Source organism: Flavobacterium sp. CAN_S2 (genome assembly GCF_015752255.1).
In the GTDB taxonomy this organism is placed as follows: Bacteria; Bacteroidota; Bacteroidia; order Flavobacteriales; family Flavobacteriaceae; genus Flavobacterium.
Window position 1 is genome coordinate 804,158 of sequence record NZ_JADOVA010000001.1, and the last position, 21,434, is coordinate 825,591.

At 33.8% G+C, this 21,434-nt stretch carries 11 protein-coding genes; 5 read left to right on the forward strand and 6 right to left on the reverse strand.

All coding sequences use genetic code 11. From position 1 onward, the window contains the following. Positions 1–4: 4 nt before the first annotated feature. The 5 genes from IWX80_RS03645 to IWX80_RS03665 form a co-directional block, all read right to left on the reverse strand. Positions 5–3,265, reverse strand: coding sequence for a VCBS repeat-containing protein (locus IWX80_RS03645; RefSeq protein ID WP_196852202.1), 3,261 nt, complete (start codon positions 3,263–3,265; stop codon positions 5–7). Then, on the reverse strand, positions 3,258–6,575 hold the full coding sequence (locus tag IWX80_RS03650; RefSeq protein WP_196852203.1) for a VCBS repeat-containing protein: 3,318 nt from the start codon (positions 6,573–6,575) through the stop codon (positions 3,258–3,260). The genes IWX80_RS03645 and IWX80_RS03650 overlap by 8 nt, the downstream gene beginning before the upstream one ends. Before the next feature lie 158 nt (positions 6,576–6,733). Continuing rightward, the gene (locus IWX80_RS03655) at positions 6,734–8,248 is read right to left on the reverse strand and encodes a RagB/SusD family nutrient uptake outer membrane protein (protein ID WP_113634022.1); all 1,515 of its coding nucleotides are present in this window, start codon (positions 8,246–8,248) and stop codon (positions 6,734–6,736) included. A gap of 11 nt (positions 8,249–8,259) precedes the next feature. After that, positions 8,260–11,238: a SusC/RagA family TonB-linked outer membrane protein gene (locus tag IWX80_RS03660; RefSeq protein WP_334682213.1), complete on the reverse strand. Its 2,979-nt coding sequence runs from the start codon at positions 11,236–11,238 to the stop codon at positions 8,260–8,262. Positions 11,239–11,939: 701 nt separating this feature from the next. Continuing rightward, a complete protein-coding gene (locus IWX80_RS03665; RefSeq protein ID WP_334682214.1) occupies positions 11,940–13,946 on the reverse strand; it encodes a glycosyl hydrolase family 95 catalytic domain-containing protein in 2,007 nt (668 codons plus the stop codon). 196 nt (positions 13,947–14,142) lie between these two features. Between IWX80_RS03665 and IWX80_RS03670 the strand changes: the two genes are divergently transcribed. From IWX80_RS03670 to IWX80_RS03690, 5 genes are all read left to right on the forward strand, one after another. Continuing rightward, on the forward strand, positions 14,143–15,732 hold the full coding sequence (locus tag IWX80_RS03670; protein ID WP_196852204.1) for a glycoside hydrolase family 32 protein: 1,590 nt from the start codon (positions 14,143–14,145) through the stop codon (positions 15,730–15,732). A 46-nt stretch (positions 15,733–15,778) separates the two neighbouring features. Beyond that, positions 15,779–17,107 (forward strand): sugar porter family MFS transporter, encoded by a 1,329-nt coding sequence (locus IWX80_RS03675; protein ID WP_196852205.1) that lies wholly within the window; start codon positions 15,779–15,781, stop codon positions 17,105–17,107. 2 nt (positions 17,108–17,109) lie between these two features. Then, positions 17,110–17,994: a carbohydrate kinase family protein gene (locus tag IWX80_RS03680; protein WP_196852206.1), complete on the forward strand. Its 885-nt coding sequence runs from the start codon at positions 17,110–17,112 to the stop codon at positions 17,992–17,994. 210 nt (positions 17,995–18,204) lie between these two features. After that, the gene (locus IWX80_RS03685) at positions 18,205–19,224 is read left to right on the forward strand and encodes a LacI family DNA-binding transcriptional regulator (protein ID WP_196852207.1); all 1,020 of its coding nucleotides are present in this window, start codon (positions 18,205–18,207) and stop codon (positions 19,222–19,224) included. A 233-nt stretch (positions 19,225–19,457) separates the two neighbouring features. Continuing rightward, complete coding sequence (locus IWX80_RS03690) at positions 19,458–20,489, forward strand: LacI family DNA-binding transcriptional regulator (protein WP_196852208.1); 1,032 nt, start codon at positions 19,458–19,460, stop codon at positions 20,487–20,489. 11 nt (positions 20,490–20,500) lie between these two features. Here the strand turns inward: IWX80_RS03690 and queG are convergent, their stop codons facing one another. Then, positions 20,501–21,424: a tRNA epoxyqueuosine(34) reductase QueG gene (gene queG / locus IWX80_RS03695; protein ID WP_196852942.1), complete on the reverse strand. Its 924-nt coding sequence runs from the start codon at positions 21,422–21,424 to the stop codon at positions 20,501–20,503. Positions 21,425–21,434: the final 10 nt, after the last annotated feature.

The following is a 21,434-nucleotide window of genomic DNA, read 5'->3' on the forward strand; positions in this document are numbered from 1 at the left end:
TAATTTATTTTTTAGCCGAAGGCAATTCATACAATTCTGCCTTTTTATTATTGATGGTAATCAACATATATTTCTTTCCATTGAAATTTATTATATCCAAATGTCTAACTGCCTTTTGAGTCAAGTTGATTCCTATTTGATTACCTAAAAATATGGTTTTTTCATTTTTGATTAAGGCTCCTGAAAATCCATCAAACCTGCTGTGATACGGAGAAACTCCAAAGTAATTTCCTGCCGCAAAAACCTCTTCTTTCGCATCTGAATCAAAATTAAATTTCAGAAAACTAGTGATGGGTGCCACTTGCATTTTATTAGAAAAAGGAACAAAAGTAAATTTCCCTTTATCGTTTCTTAAGTAACCGGATTTCAAATTATGAACTTCGAATAACTTTCCTTTCTCCAGCATTTTTGGATCAAAAACTTCTTCAAGTGTTTTCCCTGCGAATGATTTATAACTGTTGAATTTCTTTTTTAGCATTCCGCTGAATTGCTCGGCTAATTCGTCCAGCCCTAATGTAGTATAATATTTTGCATTTTTTTCAATTGCAACAATGGTTTCAAAAGAACCGTTAGTATCAAAATCATCGTAATACATTTTCATCGGAAAATCCTGTGAAGCTTTAAATTTAGAATTCATTCCCCAGTTTCCTACCAAATAATCTTCATCGCCATCCTGATCAATGTCAAACGAAAGTACTGACTGCCACAATCCATTGCTTTTTTCTGGAAAAATAGTTGCGGTAACATCTGTAAACTTCCCGTTTTTATTTGCAAAAAATGTAGGTTTCATCCATTCACCCACTACAATTAAATCTATTTTACCGTCTTTGTTGAAATCAGTAAAAACAGCATCGGTAACCATTCCTATTTTCTCAAAAGTTTTATTTTGAACAACAGTAAATACTCCTTTATTGTTGTTTAATAAATAACAATCCGGCATGCTTCCAAATCTGTTATTGACTGAATTATTACCTACAAAAATATCTAAATCTCCGTCTTTATCATAATCAAAAGCCTTTACAACCGATGCATTTTGAGTTAGCTTAGGCAAAACCGTATTTAGAAATTGATTGTCTTTATTTAAATACAAGCGGTCTTGCAAATTAGATGCGTTTTCACCACCACCAGAAGCAACAAACAAATCATTAGTTTTATCATTATTGAAATCACCAATTACAACTGAAGCATCTTCAAAAACAGAATCTTTTTCGATTGCAGAAAATCCTTTTTTAGAAAACCCGGTAGCATTTTGAAAATAAATCGCTGCTTTTTTACCTTTGGAACCACCAAAGAAAATATCGTCCATTCCATCGCCATTCAAATCCCCAACTGTAGTTGCAGAGCCACGATCAGAACGTTGGTATGGAATCAGTTTTTGTGATAAAATATCTATAAAATCGTTTTCCTGATGCATAAAATCGATTCCCAATCCGGTTTCTACCTTTTTGAAAATTGGCAAAACTGCAGGATGTAATTTTTTATAATCAAAAGCTTTTCTGTTCTGATTGGCTTTTATGGTAAGCGTTTGACACGTTTTAACATTCTTTATTGTTTGATACGTTTTATCTGGCCAAATCACCACTAACGAATCTATTTTATTTGTTTTTCCATAACCAAAATGAATTATTGGTTCTGATGATGACTGAAATCCTCTAGTGGTTTGCAGTTCCTTAAATTGTTTTTTTCCTTTAGAATAAGAAATTACTTTGGCTCCTATCCCAAAAGTATTTTTCCCAGTAAATCGCAGTTTTAATTTTAAATAGTTTGATTTGGTATCCGTTTTATTAATATAAAGGGATGCAATTGCGTTGGTATTATTGGTAATTACATCTAGATCTCCATCATTATCAATATCTGCATAACCACTACCATTTGAAATTACAGAATCATTTTCTATCCAATCACTTGAACGGTTCTTAAACTGTAAATCAGCTGCACCTTGAAAAACATAATTCGTCACATTTCCCTTTGGCATTCGCTTCAACGCTTCTTTATCCAATAACTTCGTCGTACTGATTTTGCTTTTTATTTGATCGTTTGAATAGTATTTCACGTAATCTAAATCGTTAGGACGCTTTGGAATTCCGTTACTTACAAAAATATCCTGCTCTCCATCTTGATCATAATCCCCAAATAAAGTGCTCCAACTCCAATCAGTTGCCGCAACACCGCTCAGCAAAGCCGTCTCAGTGAAACCGCCACCTGCTTGATTTAACTGCAACGTATTTCTGGAGTATTGATAATGATAGCCTAGTTTTTCGGTTCTCATTTTCAACATTTGTACATTATCATCCCCTAAAGACGATTTCAACACTTTCTCATCTTCGGGCAACATATCTAAACTTAAAATATCGGGGAAACCGTCATGATTTACATCTGCAACATCAACCCCCATTGAAAAACGGCTGGTGTGACCAAAATACTGTTTCAAACTTTCAGTAAAAGTTCCGTCACCATTATTTAAATAGTAATAATCATCTTCATGAAAATCATTCCCCACATAAATATCCGGATAACCATCTAAATTAAAATCAGAAACTGCCAATCCCAAACCATAGCCATTAGCACCGCCAAAAATTCCTGCCTGTTCACTTACATCTACAAATTTTCCATCATCATTTCGGAATAATTTATCGCCACATTCGTAGCTTCTTTTATTTCGAACAGCTGCATTTCCAAAAGATGACTCCGAGTGTACGGCGTGATTCAATAAATACATATCTAAATCTCCATCTAAATCATAATCAAAAAATGCTGCCGAAGAGCTGTAATTATCTAAATCTAATCCGTATTCAGCCGCGCTTTCGGTAAACGTGTTGTCTTTATTATTGATAAACAACTCATTTTGACCTTCAAAACCATTAATCCCAACTACCGCACAAACATAAATATCAAGATATCCATCTCCATTTACATCAGCCATAACGGTTCCCGCGTTCCAATCACTTTGACTTTCAACTCCAGCTTTTGCTGAAATATCCTCAAATTTATTTTTCCCTTTATTTAAGTATAATTTATTTTTTCCTTGATTGGAAGTAAAATAAATATCTACCAAACCATCATTATTGATGTCACCAAGAGCTACTCCTCCGCCATTATAATAATAGAGATAATCTAAAATAGAGATATTTTTGGACTCAACTAATTCGTTATTGAAAGTGATATTGCTTTCGTCAGAAGACAATTTTTCAAACAATTGTCCTTCCTTTTTGGAACAACCCATAAACAGCAATGAAGCCAGTCCTATTCTGAAAAAATTATTCATTACGTCTAAATATTTTTGGAGTATTATCATTTACAACAGCTATAATTGAAACTGTTTTGTTTTTATCTTTTACTATTTTCACCTGTTTTACTTCCCCTTTTATGAAGAAACCGGATTGATTATAAGGCAACCATGAAAAAGTTCCGTTTTTACTTCCTAAAAGTACACTGCCGTAATTAGCATCCAGTCGGGAGAATTGTGGTTTGAATTCGTATTGATTTCCGCCCAATATTAAATCCAAAATTCCATCATTATTAACATCCATTGTAGTAATGGTATTCACACATGAAAACTGAACTTCTTTTGGAAGTGCTTTTATTTCAAACTTGCCATTTCCTTTGTTGATTGCAATAACACTTTCTTGAATATTTACTGTCTTCTGGATTGAATTATCGACTACTTCTTTAGCAAATAATTCCTGAAATGTTTTCTTAGAATAATCCGCATAACTCAAATTTTTCTTCTTAATGGAAGGGATTTGCTTGGCCAATTCTTGTTTTAGATTTATTGGTAAATCTTTGCCTTCAATAGAACGGGTTGCAATTTGTTCAATAGTTCCATTATTATCAAAATCATTGGTAAACAATTTCATTGGATTTGCACTCGTTGCTTTGTAGTTCGTATTTGTTCCTTTATTTCCCAGAATCAAATCTTTTTTGCCGTCATTGTTCAAGTCAACACAACTTACAGCATTCCAAAAACCTAGATAACCCGAAAGATTCGATTTAAATTCTACTAATCGGCGTCCATTATTTTTGAAAATCATAGGCGCTGTCCAATCTCCCACTAATATCAAATCTTTTTTGGAATCGTTATCAATATCCTCCCAAATTGCATCAGTTATCATTCCAACCGAGTTAATTTTGAATGCTTTTTTATCCGTTACGTTAGTAAATTTTCCTTTGCCGTCATTTTCCAATAACAAATGTTTAGGATCAATTCCATAAACACCCGGAACGCTTCGGCTTCCTATAAATACGTCGATATCGCCATCATTATCAAAGTCATTTGGTGCTATTACCGAGACGTTGTTATTGGTTGTTGGCATATTGGTTTTGCTTTTTACAAAAACTCCTTTTCCATTATTCAAATACAGACGGTTTTTATAATTAGCCTGATCCGCTTTTTCGTTTCCACCAGAACCTACCAATAAATCTATATCTCCATCATTATCAGCATCAAAAAAACTGGCAGCGGTATCTTCAAAAGCACTATCTGCATCCAAGTCTTTTTGGTCAGTAACTGCATAATTTCCATTTCCTTTATTCAAATATATTTTACCGGATTGTCCTTTGGCTCCACCAATAAAAACATCCTCATTCCCATCACCATTTAAATCACCAACTGCGAGTGAAGGTCCTTCTTGAGAAAGCATTTTGGAGATTAAACCTTCATGATCAAAATCGACATAATTATTTTCTTTGTGTGCTAAAAAAGTTGTTCCCTTTTCAGCAAACAATGTTTTTGACTTGACAGTTTTCGGAACGTAATCTACTTTTGCATTGGTAATATCCAAATTTAAAGTGCTATTATTAGCTATTTTTTTAATCGTTTGAAATTTACCATTTGGCCAAATCACTTGTAATGAATCAATTTTTTTAGTTCCAATTCCAAAAGTCATTACATAATCAATTGATGATTGAAAACCTCTGGAAGGAATTAATTCTTGTCTCAAAATTTCTTTACCAGAGAATAATTCGACAACACTTCCAACAGCAAACTTATTTTGCCCTTCGCCTTTCAACTTTACTTTTATATAATGATTGTTCTTGTTTTTTTGCGAGTTATTGCGATAGATAAACGATTCCATGTTGACATTATTGACAATCAAATCTAAATCCCCGTCATTATCTAAATCGCCATAAGCTGCTCCATTAGAAAAACTTGGAGTATCTAATCCCCACTTCATGGCCTCATTACTAAAGGTCAGATTTTTATTATTCTTGAAGGCGTAATTAGGTATTGGTGTACTTGGCATTTTACTTATAATGGTTTGAATTTCTTCTTTTTTACCAGTAACAACCATTTTCTGCATAAATTCATTGGCGAAAAAATCAACAAAATCCTGATTGGTTAAATCGTTATAAATACCATTACAAACGTAGATATCTTTGTAACCATCATTATCCATATCAAATAATAAAGCACCCCAACTCCAGTCAGTTTTAGCAACGCCGGCATGATTCGCTATTTCAAGAAATTGATTATTGCCATTATTTATTTGCAGCGTATTCTGCATATATTGTGTATAAAAATCCAGATTTACTTTTCGGGTAAATAAATCATAATTTTCAAAATTTGTAGTCGTTTTTAAGCGTTCGTCCGGTTCCGGTAACATATCTGTTACAAAAATATCGGCTTTCCCGTCATTATTAACATCGGCCATATCAGCTCCCATTGAAGATTGACTAATATGTGATGTCCATCCCTGAATTTGTTCGGTAAAGGTTCCGTTTTTATTATTTATGTACAAATAATCTCTTTCATAAAAATCATTCGAAATGTAAATATCCGGATATAAATCCCCGTTTACATCTCCCACGGTAACTCCAAGACCAAAGCCTATCAGACTACCATAAATACCTGATTTTTCACTTACATCTACAAATTTTCCGTTATCGTTACGCAATAGTTTATCACCTCCACCTTTAAGAATTTCGGCTACATCCCAATCTTTATCTCTTAAATCTCTTTTATTGGAATAATTAAGACTACTTACCGGAATAAAACTGTTGTTCAGAATATAAACATCTAAATCCCCATCTTTATCATAATCAAAGAAAGCTGCATGAGTTGTAATTCCTGTATCAGCCAGATTGTATTCAGCTGCTTTTTCAGTAAAAGTATTATTGCCATTATTGATGAAAAGCTCATTTTTTTGTTGGTCGCCCAAACTATTTCCTGCATTACAAACATAAATATCGAGTAAACCATCCGCATTTAAATCAACCATTACTACGCCAGTTGACCAAGTTTTAGTTCCTTGAACACCTGCTTTTTTAGAAATATCCTCAAATTTAAAATTCCCTTTATTTAAGTAGAGTTTGTTGGTTCCGAGATTAGAAGTAAAATAAACATCCGAAAGACCATCATTATTAATGTCTCCAATAGCTACACCACCACCATTGTAAAAATTTCGATACTTGAATATATTCATATCCGCACCATTTTTCACTTCATTGATAAAATCAATTCCAGTTTGGGAAGCATCTAATTTGGAAAACAAAGCGTCTTTATTCTCTGAATTTTCTTTGGAACAATTGGAAAAAAGTAGAATAATTAGGGGTAATAAGACAAAACGATTTGACATATTATATTGCGGCATTTTAGTTAGGTAATTGCTTGTTTAGAATTGCCTAATTTATATAATATTGATATAAAAAAAGAATAAAATAGATATAAAATAAAGAGGGTAATAAATACCCTCTTTATAACTAACTCAAAAAACAATTAATAGTAAACAAATCTTTAATAACCAGGGTTTTGTGTCAAATTCGCATTAAATAATGCATCCGCTGGAATTGGGAACAAAATATATTTAGCATCTGAAACATAAGGCTTCAATTCTCTTGCTTCCAAGAATTTACCAAAACGAATCATATCATTTCTTCTCCATCCTTCTAACCATAATTCTTTTCCTCTCTCTAAATATACTCCGTCTAAAGTTGCTGCTGATGCTGCTTGACCTGATCTAGCAGCGATGTCAGTCATGATAGTTCCAACACTTCCTGTACCTCCTCTTAAGATTGCTTCTGCCTTCATTAACAAAGCATCCGAATATCTCATGAATACATAATCATTATCCGGGGTATTCACATTAGCCGCATCTGGAATGTATTTTTGCATTCTGATACCAGCTGTCTCCAAAGTAGCTCCGCTTGTAATTAAAGTCACTGCTGGAGTAAAAAATAATGGATTCCCTCTTCTATCATTCAAAGCAACTGTTCCTCCAGGTTTGTACATTTGGCCAACTTGTAATCCAACAGGATTACCGAAAGCAGTGATGATTGCCGGATCAGCATTTTTGATACGTCTGTCATTTGGATTAAACTTGTTGTAGTACTCTGCAACAGTAGAGAAACCATTCCATCCATCAGGAGTTTGGTTGTAGTGCATTGACATTCTCCAATGGTATTGAATTCCTCCACCTGCTCCACCTCTTACGTTCTTAGCCGAAAACAAGATTTCTGGTGAAGTATTATTTGCAGGTTTAAAGTTATCCCAATAATCAGTAGCTAAACTACTGCTAATAGCATTCACATGCTCAACAACCTTAGTCATATCAGCAGCAGCAAAAGTATATGGACCTGCCGCCGCAGAGGCAGTAAACACTCCTTTATTCAAATACAATTTAGCTAATAAAAAATGTGCTGCATCTTTGTTTGCAATACTTGCATCATTTGCAGTTCTTGCAGGTAATTGAGAGACAACAGCCTCTAGTTCACTAATTACAAAATCAGTAGCCTCAGTTCTAGTCCATACTTTTGGATCATCTGTCAACTTAGAACCTGCTTCTCTGTAAGGAACTTGCCCAAATAAATCAATTACGTTATAATAGTAAAAAGCTCTTAAAAAACGCGCCTGTGTTACTTCAGAACCCGTACCGTTTTCTACTACTAAACTACAATTGTATGCATTTGATAACAAAGCATTCCATGCATTTCTAACCTCATTATGATCTGGCGCCCACGTGTGCACGTGAATTTGTCTCCAAGTAGCATTATCATCCCAGTCACCACCTCGTGTTGGTCCCACTAAGGCGTCTGTAGACATTTCATCCAAAGCAAACATTTGCCCTTGAGTTTCAAAACCTCGTAATCCTTCATAAGATGACTGCAATATAGCAGCAGTATTAATAGCACCACCTTCTTCTGCACTATTAACATAACCATCTAATACTTCTTCATCTAAATTAGTACAACCTACGCCTAAAGCTATAGTCCCTACAAAAAAGATGCTTTTTATAATATTTATTCTTTTCATTGTTCTTTTAATTAAAATGATACATTAAGACCAACAGCGATGCTTTTTTCTCTTGGATATGATAAGTATTCCATACCTGCCGAAGGTACTCCGTTTAATGATTTATCTGTATCAACCTCAGGATCAGAACCTGAATAGCTGGTGATAATAAATAAATTAGAGGCATTTACATAAAAACGAGCTGATTTCATTTTAAACCTCTCTATTACATCTCCTTTAAAAGTATATCCCAAAGTTAAATTCCCCATTCTGAAGAAATCACCTTTTTCTAAATACCTAGTAGATGGTGCGGAAACATCAGCCGTCGATTGAGGCGATGTAGCTACTTCCAGCGTTATGTTTTTACCTGGATCACCACTAAATGCACTTTTAGCGAAATTAGCATTGGTTGTGTTATTATAGATGTAATGACCAAATGCACCATAGAAAGAAGCACTAGTATCAAAGCCTTTGTAAGCTAAAGAAGTAGTAAAACCAACATTGATTTTAGGTAAAGGTTGCTTGTCTAATAATTTTTTTGCAGCTGTACCTAAACCCGTATCGTTACCGGCTGCATCTGCATAAATAGACATCCCATCAGCATCATACCCTCTCCACTCATAAAGATAATAAGTATATGCAGGGTAATTAGTTGTAACTACCTGAGCGTAAGCTCCAGACAAACCTTGACCATTTAACGCTCCTGTAGCAATGAATCCAGGAAAATTTTTCACCTCGTTTGATAAGAATGAAGCATTCCCTGAAATATCCCATGTCAAATCCTCAGTATTTATTACGTTGTAGTTTAAAGAAACTTCAACCCCTTTATTGATTAAGTTACCCGCTAAGTTTACAAAACGTGGCGCTGGTGGACCCGGCTGAGAAGAGGCCGCTGGAACTGGAAAGATTAAATCTTTTGTATCTCTTTGAAAATAATCTACAGAACCAGTCAATTTGTTGTTAAACAACTCGAAATCTGCTCCTACACTATAGGATTTAGTGGTTTCCCATCTTAAATTTTCATTTGCGTTAATTTGCTCACCTTGACTTCCATCTAATGCATATGAAACTCTTGCAATCGCAGAGTTAGGTGCAAATTCCTGGTTTCCTGTGATACCATAACTACCTCTAAGTTTAAGACTATTCAACAATCCTTCTTTATCTTCAATAAATTTGTATGCAATACCTGCGGAAGGGAAATAGTCGTATTTATTATTCTTTCCTAATTTAGTAGAACCATCAGAACGCAAAGTAGCCGTTACAATTAATTTTTTGTACAAAGTAGCATTTACTCTACCAAAATAGGACTGCAATTCTACTCTATTTCTAAATGAATTAACTCTAAACTCACTTCTTATACCACCTTCGATATTGTCAATTAAATTAGTTTGCAAAGGACTATATCCTTTACCGATAGCAGTACTTCCATCTACAGTGTAATCGTAATATGAATATCCAACTAATGCATCTAAATTAAAATTATCACTAAAATCATTATTATAATTCAAGGTATGCTCAAAAGTTCTGTTGAATTTATTCAAGTTAGAAATACTTGCCTGACCAAATTTAGTAACTGAAGTAAGAGGATCTGTTGCTTGAGCAACATTCGTGATTTGAATGGTTGGCAATAACTGACTTTTTCTGCTTGAATTTGAACTCTCTACACCAAACAAAAATTGGTATTTCAATTTACTATTGATTTTCCAAGTAGTATTAATACTAGCTAATAATTTGTTAGTGTTTGTGTAATCTTTGTATGCATCTAGCAATTGAACAGGATTCAAATAATCATTTCCTACAAAAGTGTAAGATCCGTCCGGAGCATATATAGGAAGAGTTGGATTCCAATATAAAGCTGCTCCCATAAGATTCCCAACAGCTCCAGCATTATTAGACAATAAAGTAGCCTCATCTTTCAAAGAAGCATAAATAACTCTTTGCTCTATTTTTAATGCACCATTGAAGTAGTCATTTGAATTGTAGACAGTAGCATTATATTTGTCTAATCCTGTATTTTTTACGATACCATCCGTACTTGAAGCACCCAAGGAAATTCTAGTATTCGAGTTTTCAGTAGTTTTAGCAAAAGACAGATCATGATTCGTTGAAAAACCATTTCTCAAAACAGCATCTTCCCAATCATAAGTTCTAGATCCCTTATCTATACCACCAGCAGCAACAAATTGATTTGCATCCATAACATCCAGTTTACCAGACATTTTGCTAAATTGTATAGATGAGCTATAGCTTAATTGCGGTACATTCGATTTTCCTTTTTTAGTTGTTATAACAATTACCCCATTAGACCCACGAGAACCATATATTGCAGTAGAGGAAGCATCTTTCAATACACTGATACTTTCTATATCATTTTGATTCACAAAGTTTAATGGATTTTTAGAGGAAGAAGTTCCTAATAGATCATCCCCACCACCAGAAACATTTCCTCCATCCAAAGGTACACCATCAATAACAATCAATGGACTGTTCCCTGAACGGATAGAAGAGTTACCACGAACTCTAATTGCAACTCCAGCACCTGGCTCTCCACTGGATTGTGTAACTTGTACTCCGGCAACCTTACCTCTTAATAATTGAGCAGGTGAAGGAGAAGAGACATTGTCAAAATCTTTTGCACTAATTTGATCAACTGCACCAGTTGCATCTTTCTTTCTAACTGAACCGTAGCCTATAACTACAACTTCTTTTAATTCAGCTGAGTCTTCTTTTAATACTACATTAACTGTGCTTTTACCTGCTACATTTAATTCTTGAGTTTTGAGACCAATGTAACTAAAAACTAAAACTGCATTTGAGCCAACATTCTTGATAGTAAATTTTCCATCGAAATCAGTTTGCGCTCCATTTGTTGTTCCTTTCACTAAGACAGAAGCCCCTGGAAGCGGACCGCTGCTATCAGATACTGTACCGGACACATCTTGTGAATACGTCAAACTTGTACAAAGTACTGTTAGAAACACCATCAAGCCTTTAATTAGACTATTTTTCATACGTAATAAATAAGTTGGTTAATAATTTGTTTAAATGGTTTGTTTAAATATTAACATCAAACATAAATATAAATTTATGATAATATTAAGATATTAACAAACTATAACGTTTTCGTTGTGCCGAAAACGTTTTCGATTTTAAAATTAATCCTTTAAAAAATTAATACTAAAATTATATTAAACATAAAAAAAAGGCAATAAAAAAGACATTATTGTACTTTAATGGCTTTTTTGGTAAAAATCAATTGCATTTTTGTTAATAAAAAAGCTTTTTACAAAATAAGATTGCGAATTATTCATCATAATGAAGTTTTTTAGAATAAATCAATAATTTAGATTGAGTTCCATTAAAAAGCGAATATTATCAATCTAAAAATATCATATTCATTTATTTCGATGTGTTTTTACTGCTAAAAATATCACATTTATAAAACGTATTGTTATGAAAATTTAACACTTTTAAAATTAAAAATTTGGAAGAAATATCTTAAAAATAATTTAATATTTTCACTTATTCGCTTTATTTAAATTTTGAAATAGTTATTTGCGCTAATCCTTTCAAAAGTTGTTTAGTGTGCATTCAAAAAACTAACATTTAAAATAAATAATCTCATTGGACATAAAAAAGCCACGAATACGAATTACAATCCTATAAAGAAGAAATGCAACTGCTATTCGTGGCTTAAAAACTTACTGAAGTATTACTTTATTACTATCGTTTTATTATCGACTCCAAGACCTATAATCTTAAGTGATTTCCATTGTTTTGGCAACAGTCCTTTATTGTATTTCAATCCCAAGTCCGTTTGTTCTACTCCGCCAAAACCGTAAATAACCGCTTGAAGCATCGCTCCTGCTCCTGTAGCAAAATATGGATTATTACTATTAGCAGATTCCGAAAACACTCCAAAAGGTGGTCGACTATTTGGCAAATATGATTTTACAAAATAATTATACGCTTTTTCTTTGTCGCCTAAACGGGCATACAAAACAGATAAAACTCCGGAAGCCATTGCCGGTCCATCCTTTTTATCAATTTTTTCAGCGTAATATTCTAAATCTCTTTTTATTTGTTCTTTGTCTGTCATTACGTGTAAAGGATATGCTAACAAGTTCACATCAGCTTGCTTGATCATTTGCCCTTGATATCCTTTATAATTTTGGGTAATTCCCTTTTCAGTATGTATGGCTAGTTTTTCAGATACTTCTTTCCATTTCGGATTTATTGGTTCACCCAAAATTGCTGCTGCTTTAATCGTATTTTTTAAAGACTCAATAGCGGATGCATTTGTAAAAGCATTATCATCTACGTGCTGTGCATATTCGTCGGCACCTACAACATTTAAAATTGAAAAACTCCCATCTTGATTTTTAACTACACGACTCACCCAGAAATCGGCAGTTTCTTTTAGAACTGCCCATTCTTTTCTTAACCAAGATTTATCTTGCGTGTAGGCGTAATAATTCCAAAAAGCGATCGAAACATCCGCAGTGATATGCTGTTCAAAAATCCCGGTCAGCGCCCAAGTTGGTGTTGCTTCTTCCCCAGTATCATCAGATTCCCAAGGATACATTGCTCCTTTATACCCATAAATAAACGCTTTTTGTTTTGCTTTTTGCAAACGGTCTGAACGATAATCTAAACACGATTTAGCCATATCCGGTTGCAATGCCAATAATGTTGGATACATCCAAAGTTCTGTATCCCAAAAAATATGTCCGTTATAACCTTGCGATGACAAACCCATTGGCGCAATACTTTGTCTGGTTTCAGGACGGATGTACGAATACAAATTGTACAATGCAAAACGAACCCGTTGCTGTGCATCTAGATCACCTTCAATTTGTATGTCGCCCGTATTCCATAACTCAGCCCAAGCTTGTTTGTGTCGGTTCAATAATTTATCAATTCCTTCCTGTAGCGCATAAATGGGTTGTCTTTCAGATTCATTCAAAGGATCTGTAACATCTTTAGACGTGCAAATTCCTCCTGCTATTGCAAAACGATATTTTTTTCCTTTCAAAAGTTTTTTGGTAAACCCAACTTCCTTACCCGATTGTTTTAAAGTTTCACTTTCACCATCAAAAAGAAAAGTGGTTGAAGCCGCAACAGTATATTTACCCGTAAGCGTTTTGGCGGTTGTTCCAAAAACTGGCATTAAATATTGATTGTCTTTCAAAATCCTAAACTGACTTTTGGCATCTTTCAATTCGTCAGGAACAACCATATAATTGTTAGCCGTAATTTCTATATCCTTAATAGGATTGATTTCGACAATTGCCATCGCTGAAAAAGGAATAGCTCTATTGGCTAAAATCGTATAATTAATCGTGGCCAAATCTTTAAATGAAAAAGACGTGGTACTTGTTCCCTCTTTCATCGAAATAACCTGACTCCAGTTATCGATATTGTCTGATTTAATTTCTTGATTATTAATGTCTAAATGCAGATTCAGAAATTCTATTCCGCGAACTATTCTGCTGATTCCATTTTCGGGACTTCCGTCATAAACACCATTCAGAATAATTTCTTTTGTTTTTAAAGGCGTATCGTCTGTAACAATTCCTATTTGACCGTTGGCCATAGCAACGCCAAAATAATTTTCTCTTGAATTTGCGAATAAATGCCACTCATCTGATTTGCTTTGGCTAAAAGCGACTGGACTTAGTAAGAGCATGAAAAACAAACTTCTAACTGTTGAAATCATAGTTTAATTTTTTAATAATATTTTCAAACATATATATTTTTTTCGTTAAAATATTGAATAAATTCAGATACTGCGTCGAATACAAAACGAAAACGTTTTCGACTTATCAAAAACGTTTTCGATAACACAATTATGTTTAATTAAAAAATATAATTCTATTTTTATGAAGATAATATAATAATTAAACCTTATTTTAATGAAGTTCACAAATAAAATACTCCCCTTTTATTTAGTATTCGGAGCCTCTTTATTCTTGTTTTCCTGTAAAAAAGAAGCGGAAAATGAAGTTATTTCCATAGCTTCTTCCGAGAGTATCAAAACTGATTCCACGGTGCAATACAAAGAACCTTACAGACCACAATTTCATTTTTCTCCAGAAAAAAAATGGATGAATGACCCAAACGGAATGGTTTTCTACAAAGGAATTTATCATTTGTTTTACCAATATTATCCTGACGACATTGTTTGGGGACCGATGCATTGGGGACACGCAACAAGCACGGATCTAATCCATTGGAAACATAAAAAAATCGCTTTATTTCCTGACAAATTAGGAATGATATTTTCAGGAAGTGCCGTTGTAGATTTAGAAAACACTTCTGGTCTTGGAACAAAAGAAAACCCGCCAATGATTGCCATTTTTACCTATCACGACATGGAAGGTGAAAAAGCGGGAAGAACAAACTATCAAACGCAAGGAATGGCATATAGTCTGGATGAAGGCGAAACTTGGATAAAATATGATGGAAATCCAATTGTTAAAAATTCCGGTATAAAAGATTTTAGAGATCCTAAAGTATTCTGGAATACCGAAACCAATCTTTGGAATATGGTATTAGTCGCAGGCGATCATGCGCAATTTTACACTTCAGAAAATTTAATTAATTGGAAATTCGAAAGTGAATTCGGTAAAAATATAGGAGCGCACGGCGGTGTTTGGGAATGTCCTGATATTTTTAAATTAAAAGTTGCCGGTTCCAATGAAGAAAAATGGGTTTTACTCATCAGCATCAATCCTGGCGCACCACTTGGCGGTTCAGGCACCCAATATTTCATAGGTGATTATGATGGGAAAAGTTTTAAAACCTCCCAAAAAGACATCAAATGGATTGACAATGGCACTGATAATTACGCAGGTGTCACGTACAATAATGCTCCTGACAATAAACGAATATTCATAGGATGGATGAGTAATTGGTCATACGCCAGAGACACGCCTACAAAAAACTGGAGAAGCGCGATGACACTTCCACGAGAACTATCGCTTGCTAAAATAAATGGTGATTATGTCCTGAAAAACACTCCTGTAGAACAGTTCAAAAAACAAGAAACTACAGCCTTTACCAAAGATGAAATCATCCTAAAAGCGAATCAAAAAACGACATTTGATTATCAATATTTGAATCAGTCAACAATACAATTGAATGCTAAAAATGAAAATTTAAGATTCGTTTTTTTTAATGAAGTAAAGGATTCTCTGGTTATCAATTACGATGCGAAACTAAAGACTTTTTCTGTAGACCGAAGACATTCCGGAATAGTAAATTTCGAAAAAAGTTTTGGAGAAAAAATTCACAACACCAAAATTCCAAATATTACTACCGAAACAATCGATTATAAGATTATAGTAGATTTGTCCTCAATTGAAATTTTTCTGAATGGTGGGGTATACAGTTTTACGGAACAAATTTTCCCCAACAAACCGTACACCAAACTCAGCATTCAATCGGATAGGAATCAAGAAATTAAAAACCTTACCATTTCTAAAATAAAGGGAATCTGGTAAAAAATACTTTTATAACAACCAAAATAATCAACCAAAAAACAAAATAATGAATAACAAAAAAATACTCTATTGGTCCATTGTCGTTGCATTTGCAGGATTTTTATTTGGATTTGACACTGTAGTAATTTCGGGAGCTGATAAACAATTGCAGCAATTATGGGGTTCTTCTGATTTGTTTCATGGATTAGTAGTGATGTCATCCGCATTATGGGGAACGGTTATTGGCGCTATTTTTGGTGCGTTTCCAACGAATATTTTAGGTCGGAAAAAGACTTTAATAATCATTGGATTGTTATTTTTTGTTTCTTCCATTGGAACTGCATTTGCAAATGACCCTATTTTCTTTTCCATTTTTAGATTTCTTGGCGGAATTGGTATTGGAGCATCCACTATTGCGGCACCAACCTATGTCTCTGAAATTGCTCCTGCAAAAGACCGGGGAAAACTGGTTGCTTTATACCAATTCAATATTGTTTTTGGAATTTTAATCGCCTTCACCTCTAACTATTATTTGCAGGATATTGGAGAAAATGCTTGGCGTTGGATGTTAGGAATACAGGCTTTTCCATCTTTTATATACACAATTCTAGTATTTGGAATCCCGGAAAGTCCACGTTGGATTTTAGAATATAAAAAAGACAGAGCAAAAGCAGTCTCTATTTTGAAACAAATTAATAGTGACGCAGAAGTTGAAGCTGAAATTGCAGCTATCGAAAAAGAAACTACTCATGAAGGGAAAAACGAATCCATTTTCATGGCAAAATACAGGAAACCATTATTATTGGCTTTTTTTATTGCTTTTTTCAATCAGCTCTCCGGGATTAATGCTTTTCTATATTACGCACCACGAATTTTTGAATTGGCAGGACTAGAAAAATCAGCTTCTTTTTTGAGCAGTATCGGAATTGGAGTGATTAATTTGATCTTTACCATGATTGGAATCTCGCTAATCGATAAGTACGGAAGAAAAACATTGATGTATTTGGGTTCTGTAGGATACATCATTTCTTTGGGATTAGTAACAACTGCCTTTTATTTTGAGTGGAAAGGAATGGCTGTTCCGTTGTTTTTCTTCTTGTTTATAGCCTCACATGCGATAGGACAAGGAGCCGTGATTTGGGTCTTTATCTCTGAATTATTCCCGAATAAACTTCGAGCCGCCGGAACTTCTTTTGGAACTTCTGTCCACTGGATTTTAGCAGCGTTAATTCCTTCTTTTATTCCGTTTTTGTTTAAAGAAATTGGAACAACAACGGTGTTTGCCATTTTTTGCATAATGATGGTTTTCCAATTGCTTTGGGTATTTACAAAAATGCCGGAAACCAAAGGAAGAACATTAGAGGAACTATCTGAAAGTCTATCAAAAAACGAATAACCATGACTAAAAATATAATCTGTTTCGGGGAAGTCTTGTTTGATGTTTTCCCTACGCATCGAAAAATTGGAGGAGCACCATTGAACGTGGCACTGCGCTTGGCTTCACTTGGCATCAATGCCCAAATAATAAGTCGTGTTGGAAATGATGAAATTGGAAGAGAACTACTTGCTTTCATTAAAAAAAACGGAGTTGACACCGATACGATTCAAATAGACGAAAACTTATCAACTGGAGAAGTTATTGTTCAATTAAACGAGAAGGGTTCTGCTTCTTACACGATTAATTACCCTGTTGCCTGGGACAAAATTATTTGTATTCCGGAAGACGAAATTATGGTCAAAAAAGCAGATGCACTTGTTTTTGGGAGTCTTGTATGTCGAGATTCTGTTTCACAAAATTCCCTTTTAGAAATAATAAACTATGCTAAATACGCTGTTTTTGATGTCAATTTACGCGCTCCATTTTATACTAAAGAAATACTCATCAATATAATGATGCAGTCTGATTTTATAAAATTTAATGATGATGAATTATATGAAGTAAGTGCTTTCATGAATTCCCCCTATCATTCATTGGAACAAAACATACTTTTTATCGCAGAAAAGACCAACACAAAACATATTTGTGTTACCAAAGGAAGTCATGGTGCAGTTTTGTATTACAATGAAAAAATGTACTACAATAGCGGTTATAAAATTGATGTTGTAGACACAGTAGGTTCTGGGGATTCCTTTTTAGCCGGTTTACTTTCTAAACTATTATATGATGAAAATCCGCAAGAAGCCATTGATTTCGCTTGTGCTTTAGGGGCGATTGTAGCAAAAAATGAAGGAGCAAATCCAAAAATTTCCAGTAAAGAAATCAACGATTTTATGAATCCTTAAAAGAAATTTAAAGGTTTTACAGAGATTCAGCAAATATAAAAGACAAAAAATAATACTTTATTTGCCAGTGAATTTGCAAGGACTCAGCAATCTGTTTTAAAATTCACAAAAGACGACTAAACTGTTTCCTGAAAATTGATTTGCAATAAATAAATTGTAAATTCGTTTTCGAGAAGCAGTTTTTTGCTTTCACTACCAGAGAATTGAACCATGAACAACACCACTCTCAAAGAGATAGCCACACAATTAGGAATTTCAATAACTACCGCTTCAAAAGCTTTGAAAGGGTACTCTGATGTCAGTGAAAAAACAAAAAATGCGGTAATTGAACTTGCTCAAAAACTTCATTATACTCCAAATAGTTTTGCGGTAAATCTGAGAACCAAAGAATCAAAAACCATAGGTTTGATAATTCCCACTCTAGTTCATGATTTTTTTTCATACGTAATTAAAGGAATTCTTGAAGAAGCGGAAAAAAGAGATTATTTGGTTATTATTTTACAATCCAATGAAAAATTAGAGTTTGAAAAAAAACAAATCGATTTACTTTTAAACAAAAGAGTAGACGGTATTTTAATGTCATTGTCTAATGAAACCGGTGATTTTGATCACTTGAAATCAATCATTTCCCATAAAACTCCATTAGTACTTTTTGATAAAATTGCTAAACTTGTCAATTGTTCCAAAGTAACTATTAATGACAAAAAGGCGGCTTATGATGCCGTTTGCTATCTTATAAAAAAGGGATACAAAAAAATAGCCCATTTTAGAGGGTCTTATATGCCCCAAAATTCTATTGACCGATTTTTAGGCTACAAAAAAGCACTAGAAGATAACAATCTTACATACGATTCTTCTCTAGTTTTTGTATGTAAAAATAATGCGGATTTTCAAGACGGTTACGAAAATGCTAAAAAAGTGATGGAGGAACATCCAGAAATTGATGCTATTTTCGCCGTTACCGATTTAGTTGCCATTGGAATCATTAAATACTTTAATGAAATTGGGATTTCAATACCAGAACGAATTGCAGTTTTAGGTTTCAGTAATTGGTTTATGTCAAGCGTAATATCTCCAAAACTATCTACGATTGACCAACCTGGTTTTGAAATTGGAAGAAGGTCAGCCTCTATTCTTTTTGATGAAATCAATCTAAAAAAGAACAACTTGCCAGTAGTTTTCCAATCCATTGAACTGGAAACAAGCATAATTGAAAGAGAATCAACATAAAAAAATTGAATCTTTCAACAAAATACGTGCACACCTTTACTTAATTTAACGAATCGATATTTATTTGTTTATTTTGATAAAAAATAAGGATATAAGATAAAAATCAATATCTTGGTAAAGAATATTTAAAGGTAAATTCGTTTTTTACAGCTATTAACTAAATAACGAGAAAACGTAAAATATCATTATTCCTGAAATATTTTCCTAAAATTAAATCCGTAGAAATTCGATTCATGAAAGACATCACTCTTAAGGAAATTGCAACAAAATTGGGAATTTCAATAACTACTGTTTCGAAAGCGCTTAAAAATTATCCTGATGTTAGTGAGAAAACTAAAAAGTCAGTAATTGAACTTGCTCAACATTTACATTACACCCCAAACAGTTTTGCCGTAAATTTAAGAACCAAAGAATCAAAAACTATAGGTTTAATAATTCCTGAAGTAGTCCATCACTTTTTCTCAAATGTAGTAAATGCTATTATTGATCAGGCCGAAAAAAGTGGATACTTGGTAATCATATTACAGTCAAATGAGACGTTGGCTTTAGAAAAAAAGCAAGTGGAATTATTAATAAACAAAAGAGTGGACGGCATCATCATGTCTTTATCTAATGAATCAAATAATGATGACCACATCAAGGAAATCATGAATCGGAAGATTCCTTTTGTGATGTTTGACAAAATTGCCAAGCTTTCAAAATGTTCCAAAGTAATCATTGACGACCAAAAAGCAGCTTTCAATGCCGTTCAGCATTTAATTGATAATGGGTGCAAAAAAATAGTTCATATTCGTGGACCGTTAAATCCCCAAAATTCAATAGATCGTTACATTGGTTATAAAAAAGCGCTGGAGAAAAACAACATTCCGTTTGACGCAAAATTAGTTTATACTTGCGAAAATGTGACTTTTGAAGAAGGAAGAGCATTTGCCAAACAAATAATTGAGGAACATACTGATGTGGACGGAATATTTGCAATTACAGATTTAGTGGCGGTAGGTGTTTTGGCTTATTTCAATGAAAACAAAATAAATGTTCCGGAGCAAGTAGCAATAATTGGTTTTAGTAATTGGTTTATGTCACAAGTGCTGACTCCAAAATTAAGTACCGTTGATCAGCCGAGCCACGAAATGGGAATTGCATCTTTCAACCTATTACTGGAAGAAATGAATTGTCATAAAGAAGGAGTTCCTTTTACGCCAAAGACACTTGAATTAGAAACTACCGTTATCATTAGAGAATCTTCGATTCGATTGAAAAGTTAGAACTTAAATCCTTATTTAAGAAAATCAATATTTCTTTTTATTCCTTGAAACTTCGCTCTTTTGAGTGGCGAATTTTTAAAAACTGCTTTAAATGTTTCTTCGGTTATTTCTAACCAGTCCTTTTTAGACATGGTAAGTAATTCTGGATTTGGATTAAATAAAGGTTCGTTATGCTGTTTTGAAAACTTATTCCAAGGGCAAACATCCTGACATATATCGCATCCAAAAGCCCAATCATCAAATTTCCCTTTCATTTCGTGAGGAATATTTTCTTTTAATTCAATCGTGAAATAGGAAATGCATTTGCTACCATCAACAACGTAAGGAGTAACAATTGCCGCTGTTGGGCAAGCGTCGATACAGGCAGTACAAGTTCCACAATGGTCCGTTGTAGGATTATCGTAATCTAAATCTAGGTCGATAATTAGTTCCGCTATAAAGTAAAAAGAACCTACTTTTTGCGTCAATAAGTTACTGTTTTTTCCTATCCAACCCAAACCACTTTTTGCAGCCCAAGCTTTATCGAGTACAGGTGCGGAATCTACAAAGGCACGACCAGAAACTTCCCCAATTGTTGACTGAATAGAGAATAAAAATTCTTTGAGTTTTTCCTTGATTACAAAATGATAATCCTGTCCGTAGGCATATTTTGAAATTTTATAGGAATCCAGATTTTGCAGTTCTGCAGGATAATAATTTAGCAAAAGCGAAACAACACTTTTGGCATCATCGACTAGTAAAGTTGGATTTAAACGCTTATCAAAATGGTTTTCCATATAGGACATTTGGCCATTTCTGTTGTTTTTTAACCAGTTTTCTAAACGTGGCGCTTCTTCTTCCAAGAAACCAGCTTTGGATATTCCACAAGACATGAAGCCGAGACGTTTTGCTTCGGTTTTGATAAATTCAGTGTATGTAGCCTTAAGATTGATAATTGAGAAATTG

Excerpts from the sequence above, each read along its gene's own strand:
- IWX80_RS03645 (WP_196852202.1), bottom strand. The coding sequence starts at position 3,265 with ATGAATAATTTTTTCAGAATAGGACTGGCTTCATTGCTGTTTATGGGT.
- IWX80_RS03650 (WP_196852203.1), bottom strand. The coding sequence starts at position 6,575 with ATGTCAAATCGTTTTGTCTTATTACCCCTAATTATTCTACTTTTTTCC.
- IWX80_RS03655 (WP_113634022.1), bottom strand. The coding sequence starts at position 8,248 with ATGAAAAGAATAAATATTATAAAAAGCATCTTTTTTGTAGGGACTATA.
- IWX80_RS03660 (WP_334682213.1), bottom strand. The coding sequence starts at position 11,238 with ATGAAAAATAGTCTAATTAAAGGCTTGATGGTGTTTCTAACAGTACTT.
- IWX80_RS03665 (WP_334682214.1), bottom strand. The coding sequence starts at position 13,946 with ATGATTTCAACAGTTAGAAGTTTGTTTTTCATGCTCTTACTAAGTCCA.
- IWX80_RS03670 (WP_196852204.1), top strand. The coding sequence starts at position 14,143 with ATGAAGTTCACAAATAAAATACTCCCCTTTTATTTAGTATTCGGAGCC.
- IWX80_RS03675 (WP_196852205.1), top strand. The coding sequence starts at position 15,779 with ATGAATAACAAAAAAATACTCTATTGGTCCATTGTCGTTGCATTTGCA.
- IWX80_RS03680 (WP_196852206.1), top strand. The coding sequence starts at position 17,110 with ATGACTAAAAATATAATCTGTTTCGGGGAAGTCTTGTTTGATGTTTTC.
- IWX80_RS03685 (WP_196852207.1), top strand. The coding sequence starts at position 18,205 with ATGAACAACACCACTCTCAAAGAGATAGCCACACAATTAGGAATTTCA.
- IWX80_RS03690 (WP_196852208.1), top strand. The coding sequence starts at position 19,458 with ATGAAAGACATCACTCTTAAGGAAATTGCAACAAAATTGGGAATTTCA.